19 protein-coding genes are annotated in these 19,447 nt (G+C 70.7%); 9 read left to right on the top strand and 10 right to left on the bottom strand.

What is annotated here, in order from left to right; translation table 11 throughout:
• Positions 1–13 precede the first annotated feature (13 nt).
• The 5 genes from ACK5IN_RS01185 to ACK5IN_RS01165 are packed head-to-tail and all read left to right on the top strand — an operon-like array spanning position 14 to position 4,950.
• A complete protein-coding gene (locus ACK5IN_RS01185) occupies positions 14–1,528 on the top strand; it encodes an ABC transporter substrate-binding protein (RefSeq protein ID WP_416894407.1) in 1,515 nt (504 codons plus the stop codon).
• A complete protein-coding gene (locus ACK5IN_RS01180; protein ID WP_416894406.1) occupies positions 1,525–2,484 on the top strand; it encodes an ABC transporter permease in 960 nt (319 codons plus the stop codon). Before ACK5IN_RS01185 ends, ACK5IN_RS01180 begins: the two co-directional genes overlap by 4 nt.
• On the top strand, positions 2,481–3,380 hold the full coding sequence (locus ACK5IN_RS01175; RefSeq protein WP_416894405.1) for an ABC transporter permease: 900 nt from the start codon (positions 2,481–2,483) through the stop codon (positions 3,378–3,380). Before ACK5IN_RS01180 ends, ACK5IN_RS01175 begins: the two co-directional genes overlap by 4 nt.
• On the top strand, positions 3,377–4,165 hold the full coding sequence (locus tag ACK5IN_RS01170; RefSeq protein ID WP_416894404.1) for an ABC transporter ATP-binding protein: 789 nt from the start codon (positions 3,377–3,379) through the stop codon (positions 4,163–4,165). Before ACK5IN_RS01175 ends, ACK5IN_RS01170 begins: the two co-directional genes overlap by 4 nt.
• Positions 4,162–4,950, top strand: a complete 789-nt coding sequence (locus ACK5IN_RS01165) for an ATP-binding cassette domain-containing protein (RefSeq protein ID WP_416894403.1) — start codon at positions 4,162–4,164, stop codon at positions 4,948–4,950. The genes ACK5IN_RS01170 and ACK5IN_RS01165 overlap by 4 nt, the downstream gene beginning before the upstream one ends.
• Before the next feature lie 6 nt (positions 4,951–4,956).
• On the opposite strand, the gene ACK5IN_RS01160 is transcribed toward ACK5IN_RS01165, so the two are convergent.
• The 3 genes from ACK5IN_RS01160 to ACK5IN_RS01150 are packed head-to-tail and all read right to left on the bottom strand — an operon-like array spanning position 4,957 to position 7,067.
• Positions 4,957–5,550 (bottom strand): GNAT family N-acetyltransferase, encoded by a 594-nt coding sequence (locus ACK5IN_RS01160; protein WP_416894402.1) that lies wholly within the window; start codon positions 5,548–5,550, stop codon positions 4,957–4,959.
• Positions 5,551–5,571: 21 nt separating this feature from the next.
• Positions 5,572–6,264: a uracil-DNA glycosylase gene (locus tag ACK5IN_RS01155; RefSeq protein WP_416894401.1), complete on the bottom strand. Its 693-nt coding sequence runs from the start codon at positions 6,262–6,264 to the stop codon at positions 5,572–5,574.
• 20 nt (positions 6,265–6,284) lie between these two features.
• Positions 6,285–7,067 (bottom strand): SDR family oxidoreductase, encoded by a 783-nt coding sequence (locus ACK5IN_RS01150; protein WP_416894400.1) that lies wholly within the window; start codon positions 7,065–7,067, stop codon positions 6,285–6,287.
• A 150-nt stretch (positions 7,068–7,217) separates the two neighbouring features.
• Between ACK5IN_RS01150 and ACK5IN_RS01145 the strand changes: the two genes are divergently transcribed.
• From ACK5IN_RS01145 to metX, 3 genes are all read left to right on the top strand, one after another.
• The gene (locus ACK5IN_RS01145; protein WP_416894399.1) at positions 7,218–8,540 is read left to right on the top strand and encodes a bifunctional o-acetylhomoserine/o-acetylserine sulfhydrylase; all 1,323 of its coding nucleotides are present in this window, start codon (positions 7,218–7,220) and stop codon (positions 8,538–8,540) included.
• A gap of 67 nt (positions 8,541–8,607) precedes the next feature.
• Positions 8,608–9,036: a hypothetical protein gene (locus ACK5IN_RS01140; protein WP_416894398.1), complete on the top strand. Its 429-nt coding sequence runs from the start codon at positions 8,608–8,610 to the stop codon at positions 9,034–9,036.
• A gap of 59 nt (positions 9,037–9,095) precedes the next feature.
• Positions 9,096–10,307 (top strand): homoserine O-acetyltransferase MetX, encoded by a 1,212-nt coding sequence (gene metX, locus ACK5IN_RS01135; RefSeq protein WP_416894397.1) that lies wholly within the window; start codon positions 9,096–9,098, stop codon positions 10,305–10,307.
• 2 nt (positions 10,308–10,309) lie between these two features.
• On the opposite strand, the gene ACK5IN_RS01130 is transcribed toward metX, so the two are convergent.
• The 7 genes from ACK5IN_RS01130 to ACK5IN_RS01100 form a co-directional block, all read right to left on the bottom strand.
• Positions 10,310–11,053, bottom strand: a complete 744-nt coding sequence (locus ACK5IN_RS01130; protein WP_416894396.1) for an NUDIX domain-containing protein — start codon at positions 11,051–11,053, stop codon at positions 10,310–10,312.
• A complete protein-coding gene (locus ACK5IN_RS01125) occupies positions 11,046–11,363 on the bottom strand; it encodes a thiamine-binding protein (protein ID WP_416894395.1) in 318 nt (105 codons plus the stop codon). The genes ACK5IN_RS01130 and ACK5IN_RS01125 overlap by 8 nt, the downstream gene beginning before the upstream one ends.
• Positions 11,364–11,375: 12 nt before the next feature.
• Positions 11,376–12,614 carry a glycosyltransferase 87 family protein gene (locus ACK5IN_RS01120; protein ID WP_416894394.1) on the bottom strand — a complete coding sequence of 413 codons (1,239 nt, stop codon included), beginning with the start codon at positions 12,612–12,614 and terminating at the stop codon, positions 11,376–11,378.
• 25 nt (positions 12,615–12,639) lie between these two features.
• Positions 12,640–13,449, bottom strand: coding sequence for an ADP-dependent NAD(P)H-hydrate dehydratase (locus ACK5IN_RS01115; RefSeq protein ID WP_416894393.1), 810 nt, complete (start codon positions 13,447–13,449; stop codon positions 12,640–12,642).
• Positions 13,446–14,495 carry a hemolysin family protein gene (locus ACK5IN_RS01110; protein ID WP_416894392.1) on the bottom strand — a complete coding sequence of 350 codons (1,050 nt, stop codon included), beginning with the start codon at positions 14,493–14,495 and terminating at the stop codon, positions 13,446–13,448. Before ACK5IN_RS01110 ends, ACK5IN_RS01115 begins: the two co-directional genes overlap by 4 nt.
• Entirely contained in the window at positions 14,492–15,817 is a 1,326-nt protein-coding gene (locus ACK5IN_RS01105; protein WP_416894391.1) for a hemolysin family protein, read from the bottom strand. Before ACK5IN_RS01105 ends, ACK5IN_RS01110 begins: the two co-directional genes overlap by 4 nt.
• A gap of 392 nt (positions 15,818–16,209) precedes the next feature.
• On the bottom strand, positions 16,210–17,667 hold the full coding sequence (locus ACK5IN_RS01100) for a GuaB1 family IMP dehydrogenase-related protein (protein WP_416894390.1): 1,458 nt from the start codon (positions 17,665–17,667) through the stop codon (positions 16,210–16,212).
• Between the two features lie 130 nt (positions 17,668–17,797).
• Between ACK5IN_RS01100 and ACK5IN_RS01095 the strand changes: the two genes are divergently transcribed.
• Positions 17,798–19,447, top strand: a 1,650-nt coding sequence (locus ACK5IN_RS01095; protein WP_416894389.1) for a 2-oxo acid dehydrogenase subunit E2, incomplete at its 3' end; no start/stop codon positions are given.

The following is a 19,447-nucleotide window of genomic DNA, read 5'->3' as shown; positions in this document are numbered from 1 at the left end:
CGAAAGGAACCCCATGCGCCGTCCCCGGCTCCGTGCCATCGCTCTCACAGGCTCCGCCGTGCTCGCCTCCACCGCGCTGCTGCTGACGGCATGCGCCGGTGACACCGCGCCGTCGAGTTCACCGGGCAGCGCAGACGCCAACGCGTCCGTGGCGATCCGCCTGGTGCTCGAGCCCGGCAACCTCGACATCCGCCAGACGGCGGGTGCGGCCCTGGACCAGATCCTGATCGACAACATCTACCAGGGGCTCGTAGCACGCACTCCGGGGCAGGACATCGTGCCGAGCCTCGCCTCGGACTACAGCGTGTCGACGGACGGTCTGACGTACACCTTCACCGTCCGCGACGGCGTCACCTTCCACGACGGCTCGGAGTTGACCGTCGACGACGTCGTATGGTCGCTGCGCGAGCACACCGACGAGGCCTGGGCCGACTCGGCCCGGCTCGCGCAGGTCGCGTCGATCGAGGCAGACGGGCAGGACGTCGTGATGACACTGTCGGAGCCGGACTCGGCGCTGCTGTGGAACCTCACCGGGCGCGCGGGGCTGATCTTCAAGAAGGACGACACGATCGACTACAAGACCGCGGCCAACGGCACCGGTCCGTTCGTGCTCGACGCCTGGAAGCAGGGCGACTCGATCACGTTCGGCCGGTACGCCGACTACTGGGGCGAGAGGGCGAAGGTCGCCGAGGTCGTCTTCGACTACGTCCCCGACAACCAGGCGGCGCTCACGGGTGCGCTTGCGGGTGAGTTCGACGTGCTGACCGGCTTCGACGCGACCCTGAAAGAGCAGATCGAAGCCACCGGCGACTTCGCCGTCGAGCTCGGTCAGTCCACCGACAAGTGGGTGCTCGCCATGAACTCCACCGCGGGGCGCCTCGCCGACAAGGACGTTCGCCAGGCGATCCGCCAGGGCATCGACCACGATGCGCTCATCGCCGCCGCCGGAGCGGGCGTACCGATGCACGGGCCCATCCCTGTGCTCGACCCCGGGTACGAGGACCTCTCCGACGTGGCCCCGTACGACGTGGAGGCCGCCAAGCAGCTGCTCGAGGACGCCGGAGCCACCGGCACGACGCTGACGCTCACGACGTGGAGCGGCTACGGAACCACGATCCCGCAGCTGCTCGTCTCGGACTTCGACAAGATCGGGATCACCCTCACGGTCAAACAGGTCGACTTCCCCACATGGATCAACAATGTCTACTCGAACCGCGACTACCAGCTGTCGCTGATCAACCACGCCGAGGCGCGCGACGTCGAGAACTGGGCCAACCCCGACTACTACTTCACCTACGACAACCCCCGGGTACAGTCGCTGTTCGAGCAGTCGCTCGGCGCGCTCACCGAGTCGGAGGCCGCCGACTACCTGCGCCAGGCCGCCCGCATCGTCTCCGAGGACATGGCCGCCGACTGGCTGTACAACTGGCAGTCGGTGCAGGCGATCGGCACCGGCATCACCGGGTTCCCCGTCGACAACGTGAACGCCCGCATCAACCTCGCTGAGCTGAGCAAGAGCTCCGGGTGATCCGCTACGCGCTGACGCGACTCGCCCTGCTGATGCTGGGGCTTCTCGTGGCCAGCGTCCTGATCTTCGTGACCCTGCGGGTGCTCCCCGGCGACGTCGCCCAGCTCATCGCCGGGATGAACGCCACACCCGCGCAGATCCAGGCCGTGCGCGATCAGCTGGGACTCGACGAGCCCCTGCCGCTGCAGTATCTGCACTGGATCGGCGGGGTGCTGCGAGGCGATCTCGGCACGTCGCTGCTCACCGGCTCGCCGGTGGCGGCCGAGGTCGCCCAGAAGGCGGCCGTCACGGTGCCGCTCGGCATCCTCGCGCTGGTCGTCGCACTCGGGTTCAGCGTCCCGTTCGGAGTCCTCTCCGCGATGCGCCGCGGGCGCGCCGACGGCACGGCGCTGAGCATCGGCGCCCAGGCGCTCGCGGCCGTTCCGGTCGTCTGGGCGGGCATGATGCTCGTCGTGGTCTTCGCCGTCTGGCTCGGCTGGCTGCCGGCGCAGGGCTTCCCCCGATCCGGATGGCAGGAGCCGGCGCCGGCCCTGCGCGCACTCATCCTGCCCGCGGTCACCATCGGCATCGTCGAGGGCGCCGTGCTGCTGCGTTTCGTGCGCAGCGCGACGCTGCAGGCTGTCGGGCAGGACTACGTGCGCACCGCAGCGGCGAAAGGGCTCACCCGCAACCAGGCGCTGGTGCGCCACGGTCTTCCGAACGTCGCTCTCTCGGTGATCACCGTGCTCGGGCTGCAGGTCGCCGGGATCCTCGTCGGTGCCGTGATCATCGAGCAGCTGTTCGGCCTGCCCGGGATCGGGCGGATGCTGGTGGCCGACGTCGCGGCTCGTGATCTGCCCAAGGTGCAGAGCGAACTGCTCGTGCTCACCGGCTTCGTGCTGATCGTCGGGTTCGTCGTCGACCTCGCCCACCGGCTCATCGATCCGCGCCTGCGGCAGACGGAGGCGACGGCATGAGGCGCGGCGCGTGGCTGGGCCGGCTGTGGCGCAGCGGAACCGGGCGATTCGGCATGATGACCGTGCTCGTCGTGCTGCTCGCGGCCGGCGTGGCACTGTTCTGGACGCCCTTCGACACCGCCCACACCGACATCGACATCCGCTGGGAACCGCCGGGCTGGCCGCATCTGCTGGGCACCGACGGCACCGGGCGCGACATCCTGAGCCTGATCATGGCCGGTGCCGGGACCGCGGTGTTCGTCGCGGTCGGTGCGGGAGTCATCGCGACAGTCATCGGCATCGCGCTAGCCGCGCTCGGCGCCCTCACCGCACGGTGGGTTCGCGAGTCGGTGGCGGTGCTGGTCGACATCCTCATCGCCTTCCCGGTGCTGCTCATCGCGATGATGATCTCGGCCGTGTGGGGCGGGTCGCTGTGGGTGGTCATCTGGTCTGTGGGAATCGGCTTCGGCGTCAACATCGCGCGCGTGACCCGGCCGGAGCTGCGGCGGGTGCTGCACAGCGAGTTCGTGCTCGCCGGCCGGGCGTCCGGCCTCACTCCGGCCCAGAACCTGTGGCGGCACCTGCTGCCCAACGCGGCACCGGTGTTCATCGTGCAGCTGTCGTGGGGCATGGCCATCGCCGTGCTCGCGGAGGCGGGGCTGTCGTACCTGGGCTTCGGCGCGCCGGTGACCGACCCGTCGTGGGGCGTGCTGCTGGCCGACATGCAGCGGTACATCACCGTGCACCCGGTTGCGGTGGTGTGGCCGGGGCTGGCGGTCACGATCACCGTGCTGGCGCTGAACCTGCTCGGCGATGCGCTGCGCGACGCCACCGACCCGACGCTGTCGCACGGCCGGGACCCCATGGCCCCCCGCCCGCGGGCAGCAACCCGGCACACACCGGGGGTGCGCGCGTGACGCTCGAGGTGCAGGAGCTGGTCGTCACGGTCGACGGACGCCGTGTGGTCGACGGCGTCTCGTTCACCGTGCCGGACGGCGCACGCATCGGGCTCATCGGCGAGTCCGGCTCGGGCAAGTCGCTGACCGCGCTGGCGGTGCTGGGGCTGCTGCCGCACGGCGCGGAGGCATCCGGCAGCGTGCGGTGGAACGGGCGCGAGCTGATCGGCCTGCCCGACCGCGAGCTGGCCTCGTTGCGCGGCGACGACATCGGCATCGTCTTCCAGGAGCCGCGCACCGCACTCAACCCGATCCGCTCGATCGGCCGGCAGATCGCCGAGTCGGTGCGCATCCACGAGAACCTCGGCCGCCGTGCCGCCCGCACACGCGCCGTCGCCGAGGCGGGGCGGGTGTTCCTGCCCGACCCGGAGCGCATCGTCGCCCGATACCCGCACGAGCTGTCGGGCGGGCAGCGCCAGCGCGCGGCCATCGCCATCGCACTGGCGTGCCGCCCGAGGCTGCTGATCGCCGACGAGCCGACGACGGCGCTCGATGTGACGACCCAGGATGACATCCTGCGCCTGCTGCAGCAGCTGACCGACAGCTCGGGCATGTCGCTCGTGTTCATCACGCACGATCTGGCGGTGCTGTCGCAGATCGCGACGGACGGCGTCGTGCTCGCCGAGGGCCGGGTCGTGGAATCGGCGAGCGTGCACGATCTGCTGACAGCACCGCGCTCCCCCGTGACGCAGGCGCTGCTGCGCGACGCGACCACGACGCTGTGGCGGCCCGGAGGTGCCCTGTGACCGCTCTCCTCGAGGCCCGCGGCCTGACGCGCAGGCATCCCCTCCCCAAGGAGTCGCTGTTCGAGCGGCGACGGTACTCGACCGCGCTCGAGGACGCAGACCTCACCGTCGCCGAGGGCGAGGCCGTGGGGCTGATCGGCGAGTCCGGCTCGGGGAAGACGACCCTCGTGCGGCTGCTGCTGGCCCTGGATGCGCCCACCTCCGGCGTCGTGTCGTTCGACGGACGCCGGGTGGACGCCCGGGCGTCAGCGCGGTCGCTGCACTGGCTGCGCCGCGAAACCGGCATCGTCTTCCAGGACCCGTACGCATCGCTCGACCCGCGCATGAGCGTGGGGCGCATCGTCGGCGAGCCGCTGTGGGCGCTGGGGATCGCGGGCGATCGCCGGGCGCTGGTGCGCGAGGTGCTCAAGCGGGTCGGGCTGGAGGCTGCCATGGCCGACCGCTACCCGCACGAGTTCTCCGGCGGTCAGCGTCAGCGCATTGCGATCGCCCGCGCCATCGTGCACCGCCCGCGCGTGCTCGTCGGCGATGAGCCGCTGTCGGCATTGGATGTCACCGTGCGCGCGCAGATCCTCGAGCTGCTGCGCGAGCTGCGCGCGCGTGACGGCCTCACGCTGGTCCTGGTCTCGCACGACATCGGCGTGGTGCAGCACCTGTGCGACACCGTCGCGGTCATGAAGGACGGCCGCATCGTCGAGCAGGGTGCCACGCAGCAGGTGCTCGAACACCCCGCCCGGGCCTACACGCGGCGGCTGCTCGCCTCGGTTCCGGTGATCGGGGCGTAGGCGCCCTCAGCGCCGGCGACGCGTCAGGGTCTTCTGCATGTTGACGACCCCGAGCCAGCGCCCGAACTTGAAGCCGACACGGCCCATGCGTCCGGTCTCGACGAATCCGAGGCGCCGGTGGACGGCGATGGATGCTTCGGCCCCCTTGTCGCTGATGACCGCGATGATCGTGCGGATGCCGGACTCCTCGCACGCAGTGACGAGCGCGGCCAGCAGCGCCGTTCCCAGGCCGTGACCGGCGGCTGCCTGACCGAGGTAGATCGAGTCCTCGACGGTGAACCGATACGCCGTCTTGCTCGACCACGGCTGCACGTACGCGTAGCCGAGCACCTGCCCGGTCGGGGACTCGGCCACCAGGAACGGCAGTCCCGCCGCGTGCAGTCGCTGCCGCTTCTCGTGCCAGTGCGCGAGGGTCGACTCCTGCTCGTCGAAGGTGACCGAGGAGTTGGTCACATAGTGGTTGTAGATCTCGCGGATGTCGGGAGTGTCACTCTCCCGCACGGGGCGCAGCGAGTACGAGAACGGCTGCTCGGTCGGCCGGACGCGACGCAGGTGCCGTGGCGGGCGACGGCGGTCCTTCTCGTACTCTTCCTCCAGCACGGGAAGAGCCTATGCGACGCGTCAGTCCGGCAGCCGCCAGTCGACAGGTTCGGCCCCCTGTGCGCGCAGCAGCGCGTCGGCACGCGAGAACGGTCGCGAGCCGAAGAAGCCGCGCGCGGCCGACAGCGGTGAAGGATGCGCCGATTCGACGACGGGCGTCGATCCCAGCAGCGGCTTCAGGCCCGCGGCATCCCTGCCCCACAGGATCGCGGCGAGCGGGCGACCTCGCGCCACGAGCACGCGGATCGCGTGCTCGGTGACCTTCTCCCAGCCCCAGCCGCGGTGGGATGCCGGTGCTCCCGGCGCGACGGTGAGCACTCTGTTCAGCAGCATCACGCCCTGCGTGCTCCAAGCCGACAGGTCGCCGTGCACGGCGGGCGGGATGCCGAGGTCGGTGTGCAGCTCGCGGTAGATGTTGCCGAGGCTGCGCGGAAGCGGACGCACCGGCCGATCGACCGCGAACGACAACCCGATCGGGTGACCCGGGGTCGGATACGGGTCCTGTCCGACGATGAGCACCTTCACGTCGGCCAGCGGGCACTGGAAGGCCCGCAGCACCCGGTCTCCCGCGGGCAGATACCGCCTGCCCGCGGCCTGCTCGGCACGCAGCCGGTCGCCGAGGGCGGCGATGTCGGGCCCCACGGGCGCGAGCGCTGCCGCCCAGTCCGCGTCGATGAGCCCGGCATCCGCCAGCTCGGTCAGCGTCATCGCCACGTCGTCACCGGGCCGCGGCCTCAGTCGTCGTAGCCACGCGGGCGGAGGGGTCCGCGGGCGAGCAGGTGCTGCGCCGACTGGGCGACCGGACGCATGGTCACCAGGTCGAGGTTGACATGGCCGGGCGCGTTCACCGCATATGCGATGACGTCGGCGACGTCGTCGGCGGTCAGCGGATGCTCGACGCCCTCGTAGACGCGTGACGCCGCGTCGGCGTCACCGCCGAGTCGGTTGAGGGTGAACTCCTCGGTGTAGACCATCCCTGGCGCGACCTCGGTCACCCGGATCGGCTCGCCGTTCAGCTCGAGCCGCAGCACGTGGGCGATCATCGCCTGCCCGGCTTTGGCCGCGTTGTACCCGCCGCCGCCGGGGTACGGAGTGAAGGCGGCCGTCGAGGTGACGAAGACGGTGTCGGCGTGCCCGTCCCGGGCGGCGCCCGCGCGCAGCAGCGGCAGCAGCGCCGCGACCACGCGCTGGGTCGCCAGCACGTTCGTCTCGTACATCCATGTCCAGTCGTCGGCGGCGCCCTCGTCGACCCGGTCGGTGCCGCGGGCACCGCCGGCGACGTTCACGAGTGCGTGCACGGGGCCGGTCTCATCCAGCCACAGCGTCAGTGCATCGACATCCTCGGCTCTGGTCAGGTCGGCGGCGAACACCGCAGCACCGGTCTCGGCCTCGAGCCGAGCGAGGCGATCGGCACGGCGCGCCACACCGACGACATCCCACCCGGCCGCCCGCAGGGCGCGCACCGTCGCTGCCCCGATTCCCGAACTCGCCCCTGTCACGACAGCACGTCTGCTCATCCCTCCACGCTAACCCGTGACGCCCGCCCGCCCGGGCACCGCGCGTGTTACGTAACATTTCCCGCTCGTTGTCACCGCGGCCTCCCCCTCCGTAGCCTCGATCCAGCCGCGGAACCCGCCGTCGGCAGGAACGACCCGCAGGAGCAACCGATGTCCGCACCCGAGAACTGGCGCTTCGAGACCAAGCAGATCCACACCGGCGCGCAGCCGGATCCGGTCACGAAGTCCCGCGCGACCCCGATCTACCAGACGACCTCGTACGTGTTCGACAACACCGACCACGCCGCGAACCTGTTCGCGCTGGCCGAGTTCGGCAACATCTACACCCGCATCCAGAATCCGACGCAGGACGTCGTCGAGCAGCGCCTGGCCGCCCTCGAGGGCGGCACCGGCGCCCTGCTGCTGTCCAGCGGGCAGGCCGCGTCGACCTTCGCGATCCTGAACATCGCGGAGGCCGGCGACCACTTCGTCTCGTCGTCGTCGATCTACGGCGGCACGTACAACCTCTTCAAGTACACGCTCGCCAAGCTCGGCATCGAGGTCACGTTCGTCGAGAACCAGGACGACCCCGAGGAGTGGCGTGCCGCGGTGCGCCCGAACACGAAGCTGTTCTTCGCCGAGACCATCGGCAACCCGCGCATCAACGTCCTCGACATCCGTACGGTCGCCAACATCGCACACGAGAACGGCGTGCCGCTCATCGTCGACAACACGATCGCGACCCCGTACCTGATCCGCCCGTTCGAGCACGGTGCCGACATCATCATCCACTCGGCGACGAAGTTCCTCGGCGGTCACGGCACCACGATCGGCGGCGTCATCGTCGACGGCGGCACCTTCGCCTGGTCGAAGCACGTCGAGAAGTTCCCCGGCCTCACCGAGCCCGACCCGTCGTACCACGGCGCCAGCTACACGGCGGCGGTCGGCGACGGTCTGGCCTACATCATCAAGGCACGTGTGCAACTGCTGCGCGACATCGGCGCGGCGATCTCGCCGAACAGCGCCTGGCTGCTCATCCAGGGCATCGAGACGCTGTCGCTGCGGATCGAACGTCACGTGCAGAACGCCCAGGAGATCGCCGAATGGCTCGAGAACCAGGACGACATCGCCTCGGTCAGCTACGCGGGCCTGCCGACGTCGCCGTGGTACGCCGCTGCGAACGAGTACGCCCCGAAGGGCGTCGGCGCGGTGCTCTCGTTCGAACTCAAGGGCGGCATCGAGGCGGGCCGCGAGTTCGTCAACTCGCTGACCCTGTTCAGCCACCTCGCCAACATCGGCGACGTGCGCTCGCTGGTGATCCACCCGGCATCAACGACCCACTCGCAGCTGACCCCCGAGCAGCAGCTGACCACCGGGGTCACGCCAGGCCTCGTGCGCCTGTCGGTGGGACTGGAGAACGTCGACGACCTCAAGGCAGATCTCGAGCAGGCCCTCGCCGCGGCACGCCGGGCGTCGGAGGCCACGCGAGCCTGATCCGTCACTACGCTGAAGGGCAGGGCCGGCAAGGGAGAGTTCTGTGGCGTTTCGTACCGTGTGTGCTGTGACGTCGCTCGCCTTGGCGGCCTTCGCCCTTTCGGCGTGCGTCCCCGAACCGGTACCCGGCGCCACGACTCCCGCGCCGACACCGACCGGTACCGGACCCGTCACCACACCGCCGCCGCCCACCCCTGCCGAGACAGAGGAGCCGGCACCCCCGGCCTCCAGTGACGCCTCGCCCGACGATCCGCTGGCCGCGCTGAACGCGTGGTCGATCTGCGCGGGCATCGCCACCGAGTACTTCCCCATGGCCGACTGGCAACGCGACGGCTACCGCGCCGACGCGGTGCACGATCAGGGCGGCGGCACGTTCGCGGTCACCGTGACATACACCCAGACCACGGGCGGGGGCGCGGGCGCGATCGACTGCATCGTGGGCGGCACGCTCGGCGCGCCAGAGGTGCTGGTCACCGGTCCCCACAACGTAGAGTGACCCTGCGCCGGCCGTAACACGAGCCCCTGCGCACAGCGCGAGCCGCGAGAATGGGGCGCATGGACTGGCAGATCTCCGAGGACACGGTGCCATCGGCTCTGGTGACCGAGGCCGATGCGCGCCTGCTGCTCGGCCGCCCGCCGGTCACCGGCGCGTGGCGCGACGGCGACGCGCCCGGCGACCGCCTGTTCGCCACGTTCGGCGCCCTTGACACCGAGGGTGGTGAGCGGCTTCCCGGGCTTCGGCTCGCCTACGAGACCTGGGGCGAGCTCAACGAGGCACGTGACAACGCCGTGCTCATCGCGCACGCGCTCACCGGCGACAGCCATGTGCGCGGGGCGGCGGGCCCGACGCATCCCACCGCCGGCTGGTGGGGCGAGGTGGTGGGCCCCGGCGGCCCGGTCGACACGGACCGCTGGTTCGTGGTCGCCCCGAACATGCTGGGCGGATGCCAGGGCTCGACCGGGCCGGCCAGCGTCGCCTCCGACGGCTACGAATGGGCCTCCCGTTTTCCCTACCTCACGATCCGCGATCAGGTCGCCGCGCAGGCGCGGCTCGCCGACGCACTGGGCATCGACCGCTGGGCGGCGGTGATCGGCGGGTCAATGGGCGGGATGCACGCGCTGGAGTGGGCCGTGTCGCACCCCGATCGCGTCGCGCGCCTCGCTGTGCTGTCGGCACCACCGGTGAACACCGCCGACCAGATCGCCCTCAACTCGGTGCAGCTCGAGGCGATCCGCATGGACCCGCGATTCCAGGGCGGGGAGTACTACGACGCGGGCGACGGCGACGGCCCGCATCGCGGTCTCGCCCTGGCCCGCCGCATGGCCCTGCTCAACTATCGCAGTCCCGCCGAGCTGAATCAGCGCTTCCGGCGTTCCTGGCAGTCGGGGGTCAGCCCGCTGGGCGACGGCGGCCGCTTCGCGGTGGAGAGCTATCTCGACTTCCACGGCAACAAGTTCACGCGGCGCTTCGACGCCAACTCGTACATCCGCCTCGTCGGTGCGATGGACTCCCACGACATCGGCCGCGACCGCGGCGGCGTGGAGGACGCGCTGGCGCGCGTGACCGCGACCTCCCTTGTGCTCGGGATCGACAGCGACCGGCTGTTCCCAATCGACGGGCAGCACAGGATCGCCCGTGGCATCCCCTCGACGCTCGGCGGGGACGCGGCGGTGGTGCTCGTGAGCGACTTCGGGCACGACGGGTTCCTCATCGAGACCGCGGCGGTCGGCACGCACCTGAGGCGGCTCCTCGATACGGCGGTGTGAGCTCAGGCGTCCGTGCGGGTGTAGAGCCAGGGGCGCGCGCCGACCTCGAGCCGGTGCCGTGCCGACGCGGCCTCCGGCGGGTCGCCCAGCCCGTACTCGGCATCACCGTTCCACAGCAGCATGGGACCGGCCCTCCCCGGCCGCGTCACGGTCTCGAAGCGCTCCACACCGCTCAGCCGCGCGGCGTCGAAGACGGCCGTGACATCCGGCTGCCGTGCCAGCCCGTGCAGGGTCACCCACGTTGGTGGATACAGCGTGAGTTCCCCACGCGCGTGCCTCGCAAGCACATCGGCCGGTCGCACCCAGGCGGCGTCCACCGCCTCATCCGCGGCGAGCGCGAGGGCACCGGTGGGCCGCTCGGCGAGGAAGAACCAGGTGCGAATGCGCAGTGCCAGGCCCGGCGGCGGGTCCCAGCACGAGAGCGTGCGCAGTGCCCCCGTCGCGACGACGAGGCCCGTCTCCTCCCAGGTCTCCCGGGCGGCGGCGGCACGGGCGACATCCTCTTCTCCGCCGCCCTCGTCCCCGTCCTCGACCTTGCCGCCGGGGAACACCCAGGCCCCCGCGAACGACCCGCGGTCGGGGCGTTCGAGCATGAGCACCTCGGGGCCGTCGGCGCCGTCGTCGAGCAGCAGTGCGGTGCCCGCGACGGGCACCTCGGGATCGGTGCCGTCCTCGTGCGTGCGCATCCGTGCACCGTCCATGGCTGCGGCCAAGTCGGGCGGCGCCGCGCCGTCGCGGTCAGTCATCGCGGCGCTCATCGTGGAGGGCGCGCTCGAGCCGCTCGAGCTTGCCGTCCAGTTCCCCGGTGTACCCGGGCCGGATGTCGGCCTTCAGCACGAGCGAGACCCGCGAGCCGAACGGCAACACCGCCTCGGTGGCGCGTCTGACGACATCCATCGCCTCGTCCCACTCCCCCTCGATCTCGGTGAACATCGATGAGGTGCGGTGCGGCAGGCCGGAGGCGCGCACGACGGCGACGGCGGCAGCGACCGCGTCGTGCACCGACCCGTCGGCGCGCCCGGTGCCGCTCGGAGCAACGGAGAAGGCGATGAGCATGGCTCGATCCTCTCAGACGGCGACGGGCACCGCGCGCCGCGTGCGCACGCGCGCGAGCAGCACCAGCGACCACACGAACAGCGCGATCGCAGCGAGGTTGCGGATCGTCAGCACGAGCACGGCGACGATCGCAGGGTTCGGCATCACCGCAAGCCCGGCGTACACGACGGGGTACACAAGCTGTGTGAGGGCCGCGACGACCAGGCCAAGCACGCCGGTCGCCCACCACCGGTCCCGCTCGAGGACGAGCCCCGCGATGAGCGGTACGACGATCCACAGGTAGAACTGCGGCGACCCCACCTTGTTGACCACGATGAGCGCCATCACCAGCGCCAGGGACAGGGCGGGGAACAGCGCGACGAAGGATGCTGCGCGCACCCGCTTCACGACGGCAACGACCAGGATGCCGACCACGGCGGTCACCAGCAGCGGCGTCATGGCCGCGCTCACCGCGTCTACCCCCGGTCCGCTCACCTGATAGGTCAGCAGCCCCGTGTCGTAGTACGCCGCGACGCCGGGGGCACCGAGCGCGGCGGGCCACAGGAACATGGCGCTCACCGGCGCCTCGATCTGCAGGCCGCGACCCGTCTGGCCGCCGACGAAGCCCAGCAGGTGCCCCAGACCGCCGGCGGCGGCCACCGCGAGCACGACCGCTGCGGTGACGGCCGCCCCCGCGCCGAGCACGGCCCATCGCCGCCGGACGGTGACCAGTGCCGCCGCGACGAGGGCTGCCGGCCACACCTTGATCCACGTGGCCACGGCCAGCAGTGCGCCCCCGAGCCAGGGCCGGCCGATGAGCCACAGGCATCCGGCCACGGCGAGCGGCACCGTGACCGCATCCACGCGGTACATGGCGATCGGCCCCAGCAGCGCGACGAACGCGAGCCAGTACCACGCGGCACGTCGCCGGCCGGTCGAACGCGCACGCCCGACGAGCAGCGCGAACGCCAGAGCGTCCGCCACGGTGACCACGATCGCCCATGCCACCGCAAACGCGCCGGCCGCCGGCAGCAGCAGAGCGAACGGCTGCGCGACCAGCTGCACGACCACCAGCGGCACGAGGGCGAGCTGCGGATACACCCACGACTCGTGCACACCCATGATCCAGCCGCCGCCGAGCACCGCACGCGACCACGGCTCGTACACCTTGTCGAGGTCGCCCATCGGCTCGTTCGGGAGCACGAAGCCGAGCACGGCGACGAACGAGTGCACGGCCGCGAACGCGACCCACAGCACCGCTCGCCTCGACACGCTTCGAGTGTAGAGTCCGGTCCGATCAGGCCGACTGCTCGGCGACGGCGTGCGGCAGGGCCGCGGCGACGTCGAGCGCCGTGATCGGCCCGCCGCGCGGTCCGTAGACACCCGCCGCGATGCGCGCCGCACGGTCGTGCAGGCGCGCGGCGAGTGCCGCGACGGAGACGAGCTCGTCTGGCGCGGCCGCACCGGCCGCCGCCGTGAGCGATCCCAGCACGCCGGCCAGCACGTCGCCCGTGCCGGCCGTGGCCAGCCACGGCGTCGCCGGTCCGACGCGGATCGCGGCTCCGCCCGGTGCGGCGACGATCGTGACACTGCCCTTGAGCAGCACGGCACCGCCGAGGGCGTCGGCGGTCGCGCGCACCGCGTCCGCGCGGGTGTCGTCGTCGGCGTCGGGTGCGACCGGCGCCAGGCCGAGCGCCGCACGCAACGCGTCGTGCTCGCGTGCATGCGGGGTCGCCAGCAGGGGCGCGGCGGCCCCCGGCGCGAGGCCGAGCGCGCCCGCGTCGACGACCACGGGAACAGAACCCGACAGGATGCCGCGCAGCGCCGCCGTCTCCTCGGCCGGACGCGTCCCAGCCTCGGTGCCCGAGCCGATCACCCAGGCCTGCACGCGCCCATCGCCCCACACCGTCTCCGGACGACGCTGCAGCACGAGCTGCGCGGCACGGTCGGGCCCGACGTACCGCACCATGCCGATGCCCGTCCGCCACGCGGCCTCGACGCCCAGCACGGCGGCACCGGGGTAGGCATCCGATCCCGTGCGCAGGCCGACCACCCCGCGACGGTACTTGTCATCGGCGGGGCCCGGCACCCGGATCCTCGCGCTCATCGCCGCCTCGTCGCGTCTTGTACCTCACCGATGAGCTCCTCGATCACATCCTCGAGGAAGAGCACGCCGCTCAGCTCGCCCTCGTCGTCGCGCACGGCGGCGAGGTGGCGGCCCGCGCGGCGCATGGCGGCCAGTGCGTCCTCCAGGTCGGTGCTCTCGTGGATCGGCACCATGCGGTGGATGCGCTTGGCAGGGATCGGCGCGGTGTCGGTTCCGGCATCCGGCCCCTCGGCGGCCCGCAGCACGTCCTTGAGATGCACGTACCCGACGAGATTCCCGTCGGCATCGGTGATGACGTAGCGCGAGAAGCCGTGCGTGGCCACCGCCCGCTCGATCTGGTCGGGCGTCGTCATCTCCGGCAGCGTGACCAGCGCCGTCGGCGACACGGCGACGTCGCGGGCCTTCTTGTCGGTGAACTCCACGGCGGCGGCAACGGTGCCCGACCTGTCGTCGAGCACACCCTCCTCACGGGAGCGGTTCACGATCGTCGCGACCTCGTCCAGCGTGAAGGTCGACGCCGCCTCGTCTTTGGGCTCGGTGCCGAACAGGCGCAGCACGTGGTTCGCGGTCCAGTTCAGCGACGCGATCAGCGGGTGGAACACCTTCGACACCCACACGAGCGGCGTCGCCAGCAACAGTACGGCCCGATCCGGCAGCGAGAAGGCCAGGTTCTTCGGCACCATCTCGCCGAACACGACGTGCAGGTACGACACGATCACCAGCGTGATGACGAAGGCGAGCGAGTCGACGACCGTCACCTCCCACCCGGTCAGGCCCAGCGGCACCGCCAGCAGGTGGTGGATGGCCGGCTCCGAGACGTTCAGGATCAGCAGTGAGCAGATCGTGATGCCCAGCTGGCTGGTCGCCAGCATGAGCGTCGCGCGCTCCATCGCGTACAGCGCGGTCTTCGCAGCACGCGACCCGGCGTCAGCGAGCGGTTCGATCTGGGAACGCCGCGCAGAGACGACGGCGAACTCGGCACCCACGAAGAACGCGTTGAGGGCCAGCAGTACCACCAGCCAGACGAGCCCCATCCAATCGCTCACGGTCGATCACCGGCCTCGGCAGCGGTCGCGGGCGGATCGGGCGTGAAACGCACGCGGTCGACACGGCGCCCGTCCATGCGCAGCACGGTCATCGTGCCGCCCTCCACGCGCACCTCGTCGCCCACCACGGGGATCCGCTCGAGCACGCTCATGATGTAGCCGCCGACAGTGTCGTAGACGTCGCCTTCGGGAACCTCCACCCCGGCCCGGTCGCGCAGCTCATCGGGCCGCAGATCGGCCGGGAACGTGAGCGACTCGCGCCCGCGCACGATGCCCGCACGGCCACGGTCGTGCTCGTCGAAAACCTCGCCGACGATCTCCTCGACGAGATCCTCGAGCGTGACGACCCCGGCAGTGCCGCCGTACTCGTCGACGACGATCGCCATCTGATACCCCCGGGCGCGCAGTTCGGCGAGCAGCCCGTCCAGATGCAGCGTCTCGGGAACCCGCATGGGCTCGGTCGCGATCCCTCCCGCGGGGACGTCGGCACGCTTGGCGCGCGGCACCGACACCGCCTGCTTCAGGTGTGCGACGCCGACGATGTCGTCCATCGACTCGTCGAACACCGGGAAGCGACTGTGCCCGGTGCGCCGTGCGAGCTGGATGAGGTCGTCCACCGAGTCGCCGACGGCCACGGCGTGCACACTGGGGCGGGCGGTCATGACGTCGCCGGCGCTCAGACGCGAGAACGTGAGCGTGCGCGCCAGCAGCGATGCGGTGTCGGCCTCGAGCACACCCGCGCTGGCGGAGCGGCGCACGAGGCTCGACAGCTCTTCCGCCGTGCGAGCGCCCGACAGCTCCTCCTTCGGCTCGATGCCGAAGGACCGGATCAGCGCGTTCGCGCTGCCGTCGAGCAGTGCGACGGCCGGCCGGAACACCGCCGTGAACGCCACCTGGAACGGGATGACCAGCTTGCCGGTCTGACGCGGCAGCGCCAGAGCGAAGTTCTTCGGCACCAGCTCGCCGATGATCATCGACAGGATCGTCGCGATCGCGACGCCGATCACCGCGGCGAGGGTGCGGGAGACCGCCGCCGGCACGCCCCACACGTCGAACACCGGCGCCAGCAGCGTCGAGATCGCCGGCTCCATCGTGTACCCGGTCAGCAGTGTCGTCAGTGTGATGCCGAGCTGCGCGCTCGACAGGTGCGTCGACGTGATGCGCAGTGCGTTGATGGTGAGCGTCAGCCGTGTCTCGCCGCGCTCGCGCCGCGCTTCGAGCTCGGCGCGATCGAGGTTCACGAGCGCGAATTCGGAGGCCACGAACAGGCCTGTGCCGATGATGAGCAGCAGCCCCACGCCCAGCATGATCCACTCGTACATCACCCACCGCCCAGATCATCGGAGCGGGGACCGGAGCGGAAGCCGGCGCGGGGCGATCGTCTGCAACTAGGAGGGTCGTCCATCAGGGCATCAAGTGTACGCGGTGCGCCACGGCGAGCGGTTCTCCACAGGTGGACCCCACGGAGCGCTCTCTACGGAGCGGCACCCTGACCTCGTCACGGGCGAGGAGGAACCCGGATGACGGCCACGGTGGCAGGGTGACGAGTCCGGAGAGCCGAGTGGATGTCATCCGTCGCCGCGAACGTCCGCCAGAGCCAGAGGCGCGTCGTCATCGCCCGGCTGGGGCTCCCGAAGCCGCGTCTCCAAGAGTGTCGGGTGCTCCGCACGAGACGCCTGTTCTTCGGCGATTACGCGCGCGCCGCACGCGCGGGTCACCAGCTGACGGGGAGCGCCTTGCCCTCTTCGTAGCCGGCGGCGGACTGCAGGCCGACGCGCGCCTTGTCGTGGAACTCGGGCACCGATGCCGCCCCGGCGTACGTGAACGACGAGCGCACCCCCGAGGTGATCATGTCGAGCAGGTCCTCCACACTCGGCCGCAGCGGGTCGAGGTAGATCTTCGACGACGAGATCCCCTCCGCGAACAACTCCTTGCGCGCCAGCTCGTAGGGGTCGAGCCGCCCGAAGCGCTCGTGCACGGCCTTGGTCGAGGCCATGCCCCACGACTCCTTGAAGACGCGGCCCGAGGCGTCCGTCTGCAGTTCGCCGGGCGCCTCGATCGTGCCGGCGAACCACGAGCCGATCATCACCGACGACGCGCCGGCCGCGAGCGCCAAGGCGACGTCGCGTGGATACCGCACACCACCGTCGGCCCAGACGTGGACGCCCATGACCCGCGCCGCCTCGGCGGCTTCGAGCACCGCGGAGAATTGCGGACGCCCGACGGCGGTCATCATGCGGGTCGTGCACATGGCACCCGGTCCCACACCCACCTTGATGATGTCGGCCCCCGCGGAGACGAGGTCGTGCACCCCCTCGGCGGTGACGACGTTGCCCGCGACGATCGGGATGCCGAGGGCGAGCTCGGAGACCGACTGCAGGGCGCGCAGCATGCCCTCCTGATGGCCGTGTGCGGTGTCGACGACGAGCACATCCACACCCGCGGCGGCGAGGGCGCGGGCCTTGGCTGCCACATCGCCGTTGATGCCGACGGCGGATGCCACGATCAGGCGACCGTCCGCGTCGACCGCGGGACGATACAGCGTAGCTCGCAATGCCGTGCGGCGCGACAGGGTGCCCACGACGAAGCCACGGTGCAGGACGCACACCATTTCGGCGTCGACGCTGACGAGCAGGTCGAACGCGTGACGCGGGCTCTCGACGTCCTCGGCGTCGATCGACGGCACGCCGCCGCGGGCGAGATCGCCCAGGCGCGCGTCGGGCAGGGCGGTGCCGAGACGCTCCGCCGCCACGATGCCGTGGACGCGGTCGAACGACAGCGGGCCGGTCGCCTCGTCGGCGACGACGATGCCGTGCCCGGGGGTGGCCGGCAGCATGCGCGCGGCATCGGCGACGCTCGCGTGCGGCGGCAGCACGATCGGTGTGTCCCACGCCACCGGCTGATCCTTCACCCAGCGGATGGCGGCATCCAGTTCCTGCAGCGGCATGTCCTGAGGGAGCACTCCGAGCCCGCCTCGACGGGCGAGCGTGGCCGCGAGCCGGGCACCGGTGACCGAGTTCATGTTCGCCGACACGAGCGGAACGGTCGCCGAGGTGCCGTCGCGCGGCGCGAGGTCGACGTCGAGCCGGCTGCGGATCGCCGATCGACGCGGGACAAGGAACACATCCGAGTACGTCAGGTCGACGTCCGGACGCTCGCCGTAGAACTCCATACGCGTCAAGAGTAGTGACTCGATGGCACGCACCGGGCACGCAGACTGGATTAGGCTTGACGAAGGTGTGCGGGGCAGAAGCGAACCCGTATGTCTCCCACATTTCACAGACGAAGGCAGGCGATCGGGCGTGTCCCACCAGGTGACGGGCGCAGGAGTGTCGAACGAGGGCGAATTCGGCCGAAACGAATGGCTCGTCGAGGAGATGTACGAGCGGTTCGCTCGGGATCGCAACTCCGTCGACAAGGACTGGTGGCCCATTCTCGAGGCCTATCGTCCCGTCGTCGGCGAGGCCGGGCAGAAGGGCGAAGGGAAGACGGATGCCGCGGCGGCACCGCCGTCCGAAGCCCACCCCCTGACGGCGCCGGTCCCCGTGCTCGGCGCCCAGCCGGTCGCCCGCACCACCGCCAAGCCCGCCGCGCCGCAGCCGATCCCCGCGCAGGTGCCGAAGTCGGCCCCGGCCCCGGAGGAGCAGGCGGACGACGACAAGGTGACCCCGCTGCGCGGCCTTCCGAAGACTCTCGCGGCGAACATGGACGAATCGCTGACCGTGCCCACGGCCACGAGCGTGCGCACGATTCCGGCGAAGCTCATGATCGACAACCGCATCGTCGTCAACAACCACCTGTCTCGTACGCGCGGCGGCAAGCTCAGCTTCACCCACCTCATCGGCTGGGCGATCATTCAGGCACTCAAGGAGTTCCCGAGCCAGAACGTGTTCTACGCCGAGGTCGCTGGAAAGCCGTCGGTCGTCGCACCCGCGCACGTGAACCTGGGCATCGCGATCGACCTGCCCAAGCCCGACGGCACGCGTGCGCTTCTCGTGCCCAGCATCAAGCGCGCCGACACGCTCGGATTCAACGAGTACCTCGCCGCGTACGAAGACCTCGTGGCTCGCGCACGCGGCAACAAGCTGACGGCCGCCGACTTCCAGAGCACGACGATCTCGCTGACAAATCCGGGCGGCATCGGCACCGTGCACTCGGTGCCGCGACTCATGAACGGCCAGGGCTGCATCATCGGCGCCGGCGCCCTCGAGTACCCGGCGGAGTTCCAGGGTTCGAGCGAGAAGACGCTCAACGAGCTCGCGATCGGCAAGACGATCACCCTCACGAGCACCTACGACCACCGTGTCATCCAGGGTGCCGGCTCGGGCGAGTTCCTCAAGAAGGTGCACGAGCTGCTCATCGGCCAGCGCGGCTTCTACGATGAGATCTTCGCTGCCGTGCGCATCCCGACGGCGCCGATCCGGTGGGCCAACGACATCAACGTGGACATCGCCGAGCGGGTCGACAAGACCGCGCGCGTGCAGGAGCTCATCAACTCCTTCCGCGTGCGCGGTCACCTCATGGCCGACATCGACCCGCTGGAATACGTTCAGCGCACGCACCCTGACCTGGAGATCGAAAGCCACGGCCTGACCTTCTGGGATCTGGATCGTTCCTTCGTCACCGGTGGCTTCGGCGGCAAGCGCGTCATGAAGCTGCGCGAGGTGCTCGGGGTTCTCCGCGACTCGTACTGCCGCACCATCGGCATCGAGTACATGCACATCCAGGACCCGGAGCAGCGCGCCTGGTTCCAGCGCAACGTCGAGGTGAAGTACCAAAAGCCCGGCCACGACGAGCAGATGCGGATCCTCGACAAGCTGAACCAGGCGGAGGCATTCGAGACGTTCCTGCAGACGAAGTTCGTCGGCCAGAAGCGTTTCAGCCTCGAGGGCGGCGAATCGCTGATCCCGCTACTCGACGAGATCCTGCAGGGCGCCGCCGAAGCGGGGCTT

Source organism: Microbacterium sp., from assembly GCF_047971895.1.
Classification (GTDB): Bacteria; Actinomycetota; Actinomycetes; order Actinomycetales; family Microbacteriaceae; genus Microbacterium.
Note: the sequence above shows the minus strand (reverse complement) of the source record. Positions and strands in the feature narration are given on the sequence as shown.

Coding starts and splice junctions, on each gene's coding strand:
- ACK5IN_RS01125 (WP_416894395.1), bottom strand. CDS start 11,363: ATGCTCATCGCCTTCTCCGTTGCTCCGAGCGGCACCGGGCGCGCCGAC.
- ACK5IN_RS01100 (WP_416894390.1), bottom strand. CDS start 17,667: ATGGAGTTCTACGGCGAGCGTCCGGACGTCGACCTGACGTACTCGGAT.
- ACK5IN_RS01115 (WP_416894393.1), bottom strand. CDS start 13,449: ATGAGCGCGAGGATCCGGGTGCCGGGCCCCGCCGATGACAAGTACCGT.
- ACK5IN_RS01175 (WP_416894405.1), top strand. CDS start 2,481: ATGAGGCGCGGCGCGTGGCTGGGCCGGCTGTGGCGCAGCGGAACCGGG.
- ACK5IN_RS01130 (WP_416894396.1), bottom strand. CDS start 11,053: ATGACTGACCGCGACGGCGCGGCGCCGCCCGACTTGGCCGCAGCCATG.
- ACK5IN_RS01150 (WP_416894400.1), bottom strand. CDS start 7,067: ATGAGCAGACGTGCTGTCGTGACAGGGGCGAGTTCGGGAATCGGGGCA.
- metX (WP_416894397.1), top strand. CDS start 9,096: ATGGACTGGCAGATCTCCGAGGACACGGTGCCATCGGCTCTGGTGACC.
- ACK5IN_RS01145 (WP_416894399.1), top strand. CDS start 7,218: ATGTCCGCACCCGAGAACTGGCGCTTCGAGACCAAGCAGATCCACACC.
- ACK5IN_RS01105 (WP_416894391.1), bottom strand. CDS start 15,817: ATGTACGAGTGGATCATGCTGGGCGTGGGGCTGCTGCTCATCATCGGC.
- ACK5IN_RS01185 (WP_416894407.1), top strand. CDS start 14: ATGCGCCGTCCCCGGCTCCGTGCCATCGCTCTCACAGGCTCCGCCGTG.